Below are 12,452 nucleotides of genomic sequence, written 5' to 3'. Positions count from 1 at the left end.
CTCTCAAGAAACCCAACCAGGTTTCTTAGCCGCGCCTGCCCGCCTGCGGGCTAATACTGCTCACGAGGAGGGGTGCCCGCGCAGCGGGCGGGGTGGTGTGGTTGGGCGGGGTAGTGTGGTTCTCAGTGCCAAGCGCCAGGGTAGTGTGGTGCTCGCCTCGGCGGTCAAAGCCGAGCGAAGACAAGCGGAATCAGCATCTCGTCCTCGGTGATGCCGCCGTGGTTGCCGATCAGCGTATGGCGCTTCTCGCCCGGCAAATGATCCTTGATGATGGCATGGCGCTTCATCACCAGCGCCACGTCGCCGACGCGCTCGGCGAGACATCGATGCGCCACACCCGGTCCGAACCATCCTTCTTCGACCAGCCGGCTGCTCGGCAGCACGTCCATGTACTCGTTCAGCATGTCGCGCGCTTTCGCCATAAAGGACCCAGCGAGGCCCGGGCGCACATGGCAGAACGCCACGCGCGGTTCGCCGCTCAGCGGCCGCACGAGCATCCCGGCGAGCTCGGGGTAGCGCTCGAGCTCGAGCGCCTCGTGCGCCGGCGTATCGATGAAGCCGTGATCGGCGCTCACGACGAGCGCAGTATCGGTGCCCGACAGCCGCCGCAACAACTCCGCAAACGCCGCATCGATTGCCTGCAACCGCATCGCGGCCTGGGCGCTTCCCACGCCGTGCTTGTGCGCGACCGAATCGAATTCGGGATAGTAGGCGTAGATGTATTTGCGCTCGGGACCGGAGCGCACCGCCGCCACCACCGCGCCCACCAGCTCGGTGAGATGGTCGTAGCCGCGCCGTTCGGAACCACCGCCGAAGTGGCGACTGTAGTCCGAATCGACGATCCGCCGCTGCGAGACGACGATGCGGCGGCAATCCATCGCGTCGAGGATGCTCGGCGTATCGTCGAACAGTTGCGCCGGTCGGATGCCCAGGTCGGTGAGCCGCTTGTCGTCCCCGCGACGCCGGAACGGCAGTGGCGCCGCGATCGTGTCCACCGCGGAGAACCAGGTGAACCAACCGGTCAGGCCGTGCTCGTGCGGGCTGCGTCCGGTGAACGAGGTGGTGATGGCGCTCGCCGTCGTCGACGGAAAGACGGAAGTCAGCTTGCCGGCCAGGTGCTCGCACAGCGCACCGCCGCGCCCGACATCGGTGAGATAGTTGTAGCCGAGGCCGTCGACGAGCAGGAAGACGAGGTTGCGCGCGGATACGAGCCGGTCCGGCGGCAGCGCCGACAGCGTCGGATGGCGAGCGCGGGCGCCACGTGCAGCGGCAAGCGATGCGATCAGATTGAGCAGGCTGCCGCCGTTGTAATCGGGTAAGCGCATTGGTTACTACGATGCTATCGCGGATTCAGCGTGGCGAGAAAACTCCCTCACCCCCTGCCCCTCTCCCGGAGGGAGAGGGGAGCTCCCCGGCCTCTCTCCCGAAGGCAGAGGGGAGGCAACGACGAGCTCGAACACCGCGTGCTCAAGCGAGAAAACCGAGCGCGGGTGCAAGCGCATGGCGCCGAATCAGCGCATTGCGTGCTGCATTCTGCTCGGATGCATCGAGCTCGGGCGCGAACGCGATCGTGCCGCCCGCGGACCACGCGATCGGCACCCCGTCGCGATACAGAATGCGATTGCCGGTGAGCGCCGCGATCTTCGGCCCCGGGGTGAGGATGCCGCAGAGATTCAGCGGGTCCGCCGCCGATACGGCAACGAACTCGCCCTTGCGCGGCGCGCGCCGTGCTTCGCGCAGGTTCGTTACCGCTTCGGGCAGCGCGAACTGCTCGCCGGAGAAGCCGGCGACGAAGCGGCCACCCCGGATATCGCCGCGCGCCTCGAGGCGCCGATACGCGCGCAGCAGATCGCGCCACGGCGGCAGCCAGGTCGATTCGCGCTCGATGAGCTTCCAGAACACGACGCCGTAGCGCTTGAGCAGCAGGCGTGCGACCTGCTCCACCGGATCGGCGCTGTCGCCCGAAGCGGCCGTGCGGGTCGAGCGTCGTGTCAGCGTCCAGCGCCCGGCGTCTTCGACGCCGAAGAGCGCCGAGCGCCGGCGCCGGCGCCCGCCCGCGATGGGTTTGCGCCGGTCGAGCGGCAGCAGCAATGCACGCAATCCGATGAAGCTGTCGGAGGTGACGAGCCCAGCCGAGACCAGCTCGGCGATCGATTCTTCCGCCTGCGTGCGCAGCAAACCCGATCCGCCCACGATTTCGTCGAAGAACGAAGCGCCATGCGAATCCAGATAGTCATAGACCGCGCGCGCGCCCGAGCGAAGCGGCGGCAATTCCGTCTGCTGAATGAGGCTCGCGAGCGTCGGCAAATTGCGCCGCGTCAGCAGCGCGATCGGCGTGACCCGAACCGGCCAGCCGCCCGCGGGGCCGCTATCGGGCTCGGGACGCGGTCGCGACATCCGCATCCACGCCGCACGCCCCTTGAGGCACAGCTCGTCCAGCCATTCCGGCTCGTAGTCGCCGACTCGCGCCGGCAGCAGCTCGGTCTCCCACGCCGCCGCGGGTGCCTCAAAGCCTTCCAGCAAGCCCACCATGACGGCCACGGCGTCGGGCCCGCTCATGCGCGACTCGACCGACAAGTGCTGCCAGTGCAGCAGGAAGCGCATGCAGTCGGCCGAGCTCACCGGCTCGATCTCGGCGCGCAGGCGCTTCACCGTGTAGCGGTGAATGCGCGCGAGCAGCCGTCGCTCGCACCATTCGGTGTCTGCGTCCGTGCCGGTGAACGAGCCGCGCATGGCGAACCCTTCGACTTCCAGGCGCAGCAGCGCGGCATCGATCGCGGTGATCTCGATACCGAGCGAATCGGCGAGCTCAGCCGCGGTGACGGGTCCGAGCCCTTGCAACCGCCCGCGCACGATCTCGACCAGCGCCGTTTCGCGTTCCCAGGCGACGCGGGCGAATTCGTCGGGCACGTCGATGAAAGGATCGGCGGTAACACCGGGGAGCGCGGCCTGCCAGACGGGCAGGCGTTCGGCTGCGATCCAGAGGCGGAAATCCCTCACCCCCAACCCCTCTCCCGGAGGGAGAGGGGGGTCCGCCCGCCTTCCCTCTCCCTCAGAGGGGAACGCCCGCCTTCCCTCTCCCTCAGAGGGGAACGCCTGCCTTCCCTCTCCCTCCGGGAGAGGGATCGAGGGTGAGGGAAGGATCGACCAGTCCCTCACCCCCAGCCCCTCTCCCGAAGGGAGAGGGGCGTCTGTCGACGCGCGCACCAGGAGGCGTGTCACCCGCCGTTGCGCCCGCAACGCATCCAGCAGCGCATCCCACCCCGGCGTCGCATCGATCTCGGCCTGCGTCAACGCGTGCATCCAGAGCAGCGCGTCGTGCAGCTCGTCGGCGCTCTCGGCGCCGGGCCAGGCTTCTTCGCGCACGCGCGCAATCGCGTCCGCATCGAGCTTGCCCAGGTCCGACGCGCGTTCCGGATCGAGCCAGCGCCGGCCGATCACGGCTTGCGTGCGCCGCTCCTCCAGCGGTGCGTCGTCGAGATACGCATACGGGCGCGCGGTGAGAATCTCGCCGGCGAGCGGCGACGGTTCGGTCACGTCCTTCGCGATCACGCGAATGTTTCCCGCCTCGCGCGCGGCGAGCAGGCGCTCCAGTCCGTCGACATCCATCGCGACCGTGAGGCAGTCATCCATCGTCTGCTTCACCAGCGGATCGTCCGGAATCTCGCGCTCGCCGACGATGTTCTCGGCGCAGGCGAGCTGATCGGGGAAGACCGCGGCGAGCAGATCCTCGGCGATCATGCGTTGCAGCTGGGCCGGCACTTTCTTGCCGCCACGTGCACGCGGCAGCGCGAGCGCGATGGTCGCGTTCCAGCGCCAGCGCGTGGTGAACATGGGCGCGGCCAGCAGCGCCTGCACCAGCACGGGCCGCACCGACGCCGAATGCAGGTAGCTCGCAACATCCTCCAGCGGAAAGCTGTGGCTGGTGCCGAGCGAGAGCACGATCGCATCCTCGGTGGCCGCGGCCTGCAGCTCGAAGTTGAACTGGCGGCAGAAACGCTTGCGCAGCGCCAGGCCCCATGCGCGGTTGATGCGGCTGCCCCAGAGGGAATGGATGACGAGCTGCATGCCGCCCGACTCATCGAAGAAGCGCTCCATGATGATGGTATCGAGCGTGGGCAGCACGCCCAACGCCGTGCGTGCGGCGGTGAGATAGTCGACCGCCTGCTCGGCCGCCGAAGCCCCGATCCCCACGTCGGCCGTCAGCCAGTGTAAGGCCGCCTCGCGCCCGCCGCGCTCGATCAGGCCGCCGATCGTTTCGATCAGGCGCGATACCGATTGCGACAGCTCGTCGGAACGCGCCGGCGCCTCACCCAGCCAGAACGGAATGGTAGGCGGCTGCCCGGCCGCGTCCTCCACCCGCACGCGGCCCGCCTCGATGCGCAGCAACCGGTACGAGGTATTGCCGAGCTGGAAGATGTCGCCCGGCAGGCTCTCGACGGCGAAGTCCTCGTTCACCGTGCCGACGCGATGCTCTTCGGGCTCCAGGATGACGTCGTAGTCGGCCGTGTCGGGTATGGTGCCCGCACTCGTGATCGCGGTGAGCCGCGCCCCGCGCCGCGCCGTGAGCCGCCGGTTGACGGCGTCGCGGTGGATGTAAGCGCTGCTCCGCCCGCGCCGAGTGGTGTAGCCCTGCGCGAGCATCTGCACGACCTCGTTGAACGACTCGCGTGCGAGAGTGCGAAACGGATGCGCCCTGCGCACCAGCGCATAGAGCTCGTCCTCGCCGATCTCGCCGCACGCCACTTCGGCCACGATCTGCTGCGCCAGCACGTCGAGCGGGTTCTCGGGGATCGACAGGCGGTCGAGCTCGCCGCGGCGCACCGAATCGATGAGCGCAATCGAGGCCAGCAAATCGTCGCGCGAGCTGGGGAACAATCTTCCCTTCGGTGTGCCCGACACGGAGTGCCCGGCGCGGCCGACACGCTGCAGGAAGGCCGAGATCGTGCGCGTCGATCCGAGCTGGCACACGAGATCCACGTCGCCGATATCGATGCCGAGCTCCAGCGATGCGGTGGCAACCAACGCCTTCAACTCGCCGCGCTTCAAGCGCTGCTCGGCGTCGAGCCGCTTTTCGCGCGCCATGCTGCCGTGATGCGCGGTGACGTTCTCGGAACCCAGGCGTTCGGACAAATGCCGCGCGGCGCGTTCGGCCAGCCGCCGCGTGTTGACGAACACGAGCGTGGTGCGATGCGCCTCGATCAGCGCCGCCAGCCGGTCGTAGACTTGCGACCAGGCGTCGGTCGACATCACCGCTTCCAGCGGCGTGGGCGGCAGCTCGATGGCGAGATCGCGCCCGCGCACGTGGCCGGCATCGACGATCGTCGCGGGCTCGGTGGCGGTTGCGCCAACCAGGAATTCGGCCATGAGCTCGATCGGCTTCTGCGTGGCCGAAAGCCCGATGCGATTCAATCGCCGTCCGGCCAGGCGCTCCAGCCGGGCGAGCGTGAGCGCGAGATGCGAACCGCGCTTGTCCGGCGCCAGCGCATGAATCTCGTCCACGATCACGCTGCGGGTGCTGGCGAGCATCTTGCGCCCGGACTCGGCGCCCAACAGGATGTAGAGTGATTCGGGCGTGGTCACCACGATGTGCGGCGGCTGGCGGCGCATGCGATCGCGATCGGCCTGCGGCGTGTCGCCGGTGCGCACCATCGCCCGGATCGGAACCCGCGGCAGCCCCAGGCGGCCGAGCTCGGCCTCGATCCCGGCCAGCGGCCATTCGAGGTTGCGCTGAATGTCGTTCGACAGCGCCTTGAGCGGCGAGACGTACACGATGCGCGTCTCGTCCGGCAGGTTGCCTTCGAGCCCATCGCGCACCAGCTCGTCGATCGCGGCCAAAAATGCGGCGAGCGTCTTGCCCGAGCCGGTCGGGGCGGCAATCAGGACGTGGCGGCCGGAACGGATCGCGGGCCAGGCTTCGATCTGCGGGGCGGTCGGAGCCGGAAACGTGGTGCGGAACCAGGCGGCGACCGCGGGATGGAACGCGGCCAGCGGATCGAACGGGAGGTCGGGTGAATTCACGAGCGGCTGAAGTAGCGCCGACCAGTATCCGGCGCGAGCAAAATAGTGAGTCTACCGGATCGGACCCGATGCGCCGCGCCCTCGGACCATTCGAGAACGTCGGCCGGGATTCGCGCCTGCAGGCAGAACATCCAACGCGTCGCTCGCCTGACAACGGGGCCGCAGGATCAAAACCCCTGGATTCCCGTTTTCACGGGAATGACGAAAACACGGTGGCGGCAATTTGAACGAAAACACGGTGGCGGCAATCTTGGACTACGTCGCCCCCGTGAAAACGGGGGCCCAGGATCTAAACGGGGGCCCAGGATCAAAAAGGACCGGGTTCCCGCTATCACGCGAATGGCTACCGCCTGGCTTACACATGAATCAATCACAGCAGCGGGCTGCGAGTGGGCGCCCAGGTTACGTCCTCCTCGGCGCGATCGGCGGCTTCGAGCAGCCCGATCAGCGGATACGCGCGCTGGCGCAGGCTCACCGGCGGCGGCGCTTCCTCGTCGTGCCTTTCTTCCGCCGCTCCGGGAGCGGCCGGTCCGGGCTGCGAGCCCGACTCGGCAACCGCGGTTTTCAATCGGGCAAGCGCAGGGAGGATATCGGCGGCCAGGATCGCTCCGGGCACCGCGCCGCTTTGCCCCATCAAGCGCAGCAGCGCTTCGGCCACGTGGTCGAACATGGTGATGTCCGCGTGCGACTTGGTACTGAACGTGACCAGCATGACGACGCCTCCTGTCGCAGCGAAATCGGATCCGGATCGTGCCGATGATAGCAGGCACTCCTCGTTCGACGCCGCTCGAGCACGCGTTGTTCCCGCGCCGTTCCCGTACTACGCTGCGAGCGCCGGCGCCAGCACCCGGCGCAGCGCCGCCCGCGTGCGGCAGCGCATGACCCAGAGCGACCCGGGCGACATGCCGAAGCGTTCGCACACCTCGTCGCTGTCCGCTAGAGTGAACTCGGATGCCATGAAAGCCTCCGCCGTTCGCTCTGGCATGCGGCCGAGCTCGCGCTGGAAGGCCTCGCAGAAGCGCTTGTGCTCCAGCTGCTTGTGCGGATCGCCGCCGAAGTCGAAGTGCTCGCCGTTGGCCGCGATTCCGAGCTCGATCGGTTCATCATCGGCCGCGCGCAACGCCTCCAGGCTCAACGGCAAACGCACGCGCGCCCGGAACACGTCGGCGATCTTGTGCTTGAGTATCCCCGTAAGCCAGGTGCGCAGGCTGCTGCGGCCTTCGAAATCCACCTCAGCCGACAGGGCGGCGAGGAAGGTGTCCTGCACCAGGTCTTCGGCAAGGCTCCGGTCGGAAACCCGACGCAGCGCATAGGCGGTCAGGTAGCGGGTGTGGTCCTTCAACAGTTCGGAGTCCAGGGCTCGCATCGTCGTCTCCTTCGCTTGCGGATGTCATGTCGCGATGGAACGCATGGTGCCGGTCATGCGGCGATGGGAACATTCGCAGCGCTACGAAAAGCGCCTGTGGCGAATACGTATCCCCGGCTCGGCGCTAGGTACTTCTACGTAGTGCCGGTCGCAGCGATTGCTGCTAACGTGGTGTCATGCTCGGGATATCCTGGATAGCGACCCTCGTCATTGCAGCCGCCTACGTGGCCGCAGCGGAAGGCGCGATGCTGCTGTTGCGGGTGGCCGCCGACGCGCCCATGGTGTCGGCTGCCTCGGCCGTGGGGCTCGCGGCCTGCCTGCACAGCGGCATCCGAGCCGCGGCCGGCGTATGGCTCGGTGCGCTTGGCTACGAGCTGCTGGGCGGCCGCGAGCTCGTTCCGGCGTTCGGGTCCTCGATCGTCACCACGGCGCAGATCGCGCTGGCATGGTGGCTGCTGCAACGCGTGCTGCGGGTGAGCCCGAAGCTCGAACGCCTGCGCGACGTGCTGATGCTGATCCTGATCGGCGCGACGGTCATTCCGCTCGCCAATGTGGCGCGAGCGGCGCTCACCGGCGAGTGGTCGCCCGAAATCGATCCGGCCGTGCGCGTGGCACTGCTGCAGGTGAGCGCGCTCGGCGAGGCGATCGGCATCGTGCTGCTCGTGCCGGCGGTGCTCACCTGGATGGCCGCGCAGTCGCGCCCGCAAGCCGGCTCGATCGCCGAGCGCGCGATCGTCTACGCCGGCACCCTGGTCGTTTCGGTGCTCGTCTTCAGCGGCCGGCTCGCGCCGGCGATGAGCGCGGAGACGCTGCCCTACGCGCTTTTTCCATTCACGTTCTGGGCGGCGCTGCGCTTAGGGCTGCGCGATACGAGTACGGTGCTGCTCATCTGCGGCGGCATCGCGATCTGGTTCCATGCGATGGGGATGGGCCCATTCATCATGCCGAGCATCGCGCCCGAGCAGACGTTCGCCCAGTTCGGCAGCCTTTATCTGTTTCTCGGCGTGCTGTGCGTCACCTCGTTGCTCGCCGCGGCGGCGCAAGGCGAGCGCGAAGGCGCGCAGACGCAGGTGCGCGAGAGCGAGCAGCGCTATCGCATGCTGATCGAGGGCATGAACGAAGGGGTCAACATCACCGATGCCGCTGCGCGCATGGCGTTCGTCTCGGATCGCTTCTGCGAAATGACCGGGTATGCGCGCGCGGAGCTCATCGGACGCACCGGCGAGGTGTTGGCCGTGCCCGAGATGCAGGAGTCCTGGCGCGAATCGCATCGTTCGCGCGAGTCCGGCCGGGCCGAGCCGCATGCGCTCGTGCTCAAGCGCAGGGACGGCCAACTGCTGCACGTGTGGATCTCGCCCAAGCCGCAGTTCGATCATGCCGGCCACTACATCGGCAGCCTCAACGTCGTGCTCGACGTAACCGACCGGCGCCGCGCTGAGGACAAGGCGCGCAGCCATCTCGAGCAGCTGGCGCACGTCGCACGCGTGGCGTCGATGGGCGAGATGGCGAGCGCGATCGCACACGAGATCAACCAGCCGCTCACCGCGATCGCGAACTATGCGAACGCAAGCCTGCGGCTGCTCAGGGCCGGCAATCTTTCGGCTGAGGAAACCGCGGATACGATGCAGCGCCTGGCCACCGAAGCCGAGCGCGCCGGTGCCGTTGTGCGCAAGATGCGCGGGTTCGTACGCTCGGAAGAAGGCCACCTGCAGGCGATCGGCGTCGACGAGCTGTTCGCCGACGTGCTGCGACTCACGCGCGGAGAGGCCGCGCAATACGAGGCCGACGTGTCCGCAGCCGGTGCGGGCGAGCTGCCCAAAGTGCTCGCCGATGCCATCCAGATCGAACAGGTGCTGCTCAATCTCGTGCGCAATGCGCTCGAGGCAATCGATGCCGCGGGCGCGAACGAGCGCCGTGTGGTGCTATCGGCAGGCCGCGCGTCCGACGACATGATCGAGATTCAGGTAAGCGACACCGGCCCGGGCCTTTCGGCCGCTGCCGCCGAGAAGGTCTTCGAGCCGTTCTACACCACCAAGAACGAAGGCATCGGCATCGGGCTCGCCTTGAGCCGCTCGATCGTCGATGCGCACGGCGGGCGCCTGTGGGCCGACGCGAGCCAGCCCGGTGCCGTGTTCCGATTGACCTTGCCGATTGCGTGAGCGTCCCATGACGAATTCCGAGCCCCTCGTCTACGTGGTCGACGACGAAGCCTCCATCCGCGACTCGCTCGCCATGCTGCTGCGATCGGTGGGACTCGCCTCGCGCACGTTCGGCGATGCGAAGGGCTTTCTCGCCGCGTACGAACCCCGCCCCGACACCTGCCTCATCGCCGACGTGCGCATGCCCGGCATGAGCGGGATCGAACTGCAGGAAGCACTGCGCAGCCGTGGCGCGGAGCTCCCGATCGTCATCATCACCGGCCACGGCGATATCGCGATGGCGGTGCGGGCGATGAAGGCGGGCGCCGCCGACTTCATCGAGAAGCCCTTCCACGATCAGACGCTGCTCGACGCCGTGCACCGCGCGCTCGCGCGCTCGGCCGATCCGCGCGTGGAGGCCGCGGCGCTGGATGGCGACGAGCTGATCAAACGCCTCGCAACCTTGACACCGCGCGAGCGCGAAGTGATGGCGCTGGTGGTCGAGGGGCGACCGAACAAGGCCATCGCGACTCGGCTGGGGCTATCCACGCGCACGGTGGAAGTACATCGCGCCAAGGCGATGGAGAAGATGCAGGCTCAGTCGCTCGCCGATCTCGTGCGGATGGCTATTGCTTGCGGGATGACCAAGGCTTATTGACGGCCGGAAAGTGGCTGACGAGCCGCTTTCCATGATGCGCGTCCCTCTCTTTCGGGGAGGGGCCCATGACGCATGCTTGCCCGGACCTTGCCGTCTCACTACACTTTGACGCATGCGCATCGTCGGCAGCCAGAACCGCACCGAAATCGAGCTCGACCCGGTCAAGGCCTACTGGTGGCGGTTCGAGTCCGATGCTCTCGCGCATTCGAAACGGACCGCCTTACCCGATTCCGGGTCCGAACGCACGCGGTAGGCGAGGAGGCAACAAGAAGCTCTCGGTCCGCGAAAGGATGGGATTCGCGCCGATCGCTGGCACGTTGGGTGAGTGAACAATCGGAGGAGGCGAGGATGACGGTCAAGCGGGGCAGTGCAAGAGCAGGCGCCGGTCCGATGCGATCCGGCGCCGTCAAGACCTGTGCCGTCGCGGCAACGCTCGCCACGGCGGGATGGTCGATGCCGGCGGCCGCGCAGGCCGAACGCTACCCCGTGAGACCGGTACGCATGATCGTGCCGCTCGCCCCCGGAGGTTCGACGGACATCGTCGCGCGCCTCGTGGCGCAAAAGCTCACCGGTGGCCTGGGACAAACGGTCCTGGTCGACAATCGGCCGGGCGGCGGCACCACCTTGGGCACCAACCTGGTGGCGAAAGCCCAGCCCGATGGCTATACCTTGTTGTTCACCAGTGCGTCGCTCGCCACCAACGCGGTGCTCTATCCCAAGCTGCCGTTCGATACGGTCAAGGATTTCGCGCCGATCGCCACCGTCGGGCAGTCGTTCTACGTGCTGATCGTGCAGCCGTCGTTGGGCGCCAACTCCGTGCCGGAGCTCATCGCCATGGCCAAGGCGAAGCCCAAGCACATTCAGTACGCTTCGGCTGGACAAGGCACCATCACCCACCTGACCGCAGAGCTGTTCCTGATGAACGCGGGCATCCGGATGCAGGATGTGCCGTTCAAGGGCGGCGCGCCGGCGCTGGTCGCCTTCCTGGGCGGGCAGATGCCCGTGATCTTCAGTCCCATCGCCGAATGCCTGCCGCACCTTCGCGGCGGCGCCAAGATACGTCCGCTGGCAGTGACCGCCGCGAAGCGGGTACCCGAGCTGCCCGACTTGCCCACGCTGGCCGAGGCGGGCGTGCCGAGCTCCGACGTTCAACCGCGCTCCGGCCTCTATGCGCCGGCACGCACGCCCCGACCCGTCGTCGCGCGGATCAACGCCGAGGTCAATCGCATGCTGCAGCAGGCCGATATGCGCGAGCGCCTGGCAGGCCACGGTCTCGTGCCCGTGGGTGGCACGCCGGAGGACCTCGGCAATTACGTCAAGTCGGAAATCGCGCGTTGGACCAAGGTGGTCAAGACCGCGGGCATCTCGCTCAATTGATCGCCTGAGCGGGTGCGGCGATTCTCAACTGCCCTCATCTTGCAGCACGCGTCTCCAAGTGCACTGAACATTGGGTCAGGTGTTGCTCCTTGCATCTGCAAAATGCAAAACCTGACCCCTTACGCCTGTGTGGGAAGGGTTACGACTACTTCAGCGCCTCGGCAAAGCCGGGCAGCTTCACATACCCCTCCCACTTCGCCACCTCGGCTTCGAAGACCTTGCGAAATGCCGCGGGCGAGGCGGAGCCGGTCGCATCGGCGCCATCCTTGTCGAACATGGCCTGCACGTCGGGGGAGCGCAGGATCGTCACGATCTCGCGATTCAATGCGGCGACGACCGCAGGCGGCGCTTTCGCCGGCGCGAACATCCCGTACCAGTTGACGAGCTCGAAGCCCGGGAGTCCCGCTTCGGCCAGCGTCGGGGTGTCTGGAAAGGCCTTCGACCGAGCCGGGCTCGTCACGGCAAGTCCGCGTAGCCGCCCGGCTCGCACGTGCGGCATGCCGGAGATCGTGGCGGTGAAGCCGAGCTGAATCTGGCCGCTGATCATGTCGAGCAGCGCCGGTCCGCCGCCCTTGTACGGCACGTGCACCATCCTCACGCCCGCATTGGCGGCGAACAGCTCGCCCGCGAGATGACCGATGCCGCCCACGCCGGACGAACCGAAGTGCAGCGCGTTCGGCTTGGCCTTGGCGTAAGCGATCAATTCCTTGACGCTCTTCACCGGCAATGCCGGGTTCACCATCAGCACGTAGGACAACGTCGTGAGCTGGGTAATGGGCGCCACTGCCGTGCGGGGATCGAACGGCAGCTTCTTCCGCACGGTCGCACTGCAGATGAGGCTGCCTGAAGTGACCAGCAGGGTATATAGCCGTCCGGGTTCGCGTTCGCGGTC

At 67.5% G+C, this 12,452-nt stretch carries 7 protein-coding genes and 1 pseudogene; 3 read left to right on the top strand and 5 right to left on the bottom strand.

All coding sequences use genetic code 11. From position 1 onward, the window contains the following. Positions 1 to 164: 164 nt before the first annotated feature. The 4 genes and pseudogenes from GEV05_07750 to GEV05_07735 all read right to left on the bottom strand — a co-directional run bounded on the left by GEV05_07750 (position 165) and on the right by GEV05_07735 (position 7,387). Positions 165 to 1,325, bottom strand: coding sequence for a phosphodiesterase (locus GEV05_07750; GenBank protein ID MPZ43277.1), 1,161 nt, complete (start codon positions 1,323 to 1,325; stop codon positions 165 to 167). Positions 1,326 to 3,105: 1,780 nt separating this feature from the next. Continuing rightward, positions 3,106 to 6,021, bottom strand: a pseudogene (locus tag GEV05_07745) (DEAD/DEAH box helicase). Positions 6,022 to 6,391: 370 nt separating this feature from the next. Beyond that, positions 6,392 to 6,733 (bottom strand): DUF1840 family protein, encoded by a 342-nt coding sequence (locus GEV05_07740; protein ID MPZ43276.1) that lies wholly within the window; start codon positions 6,731 to 6,733, stop codon positions 6,392 to 6,394. Between the two features lie 108 nt (positions 6,734 to 6,841). Further along, entirely contained in the window at positions 6,842 to 7,387 is a 546-nt protein-coding gene (locus tag GEV05_07735) for a sigma-70 family RNA polymerase sigma factor (GenBank protein MPZ43275.1), read from the bottom strand. 176 nt (positions 7,388 to 7,563) lie between these two features. Between GEV05_07735 and GEV05_07730 the strand changes: the two genes are divergently transcribed. The 3 genes from GEV05_07730 to GEV05_07720 all read left to right on the top strand — a co-directional run bounded on the left by GEV05_07730 (position 7,564) and on the right by GEV05_07720 (position 11,560). Then, positions 7,564 to 9,546 carry a PAS domain S-box protein gene (locus tag GEV05_07730; protein MPZ43274.1) on the top strand — a complete coding sequence of 661 codons (1,983 nt, stop codon included), beginning with the start codon at positions 7,564 to 7,566 and terminating at the stop codon, positions 9,544 to 9,546. A 7-nt stretch (positions 9,547 to 9,553) separates the two neighbouring features. Continuing rightward, positions 9,554 to 10,183 carry a response regulator gene (locus GEV05_07725; protein MPZ43273.1) on the top strand — a complete coding sequence of 210 codons (630 nt, stop codon included), beginning with the start codon at positions 9,554 to 9,556 and terminating at the stop codon, positions 10,181 to 10,183. Positions 10,184 to 10,255: 72 nt separating this feature from the next. Next, the gene (locus tag GEV05_07720) at positions 10,256 to 11,560 is read left to right on the top strand and encodes a tripartite tricarboxylate transporter substrate binding protein (GenBank protein MPZ43272.1); all 1,305 of its coding nucleotides are present in this window, start codon (positions 10,256 to 10,258) and stop codon (positions 11,558 to 11,560) included. Between the two features lie 145 nt (positions 11,561 to 11,705). Here GEV05_07720 and GEV05_07715 read toward each other — a convergent pair whose 3' ends face one another. Then, entirely contained in the window at positions 11,706 to 12,419 is a 714-nt protein-coding gene (locus tag GEV05_07715) for a tripartite tricarboxylate transporter substrate binding protein (protein MPZ43271.1), read from the bottom strand. Between the last annotated feature and the right edge of the window lie 33 nt (positions 12,420 to 12,452).

Source organism: Betaproteobacteria bacterium (assembly GCA_009377585.1).
Taxonomy (GTDB): Bacteria; Pseudomonadota; Gammaproteobacteria; order Burkholderiales; family WYBJ01; genus WYBJ01.
Note: the sequence above shows the minus strand (reverse complement) of the source record. Positions and strands in the feature narration are given on the sequence as shown.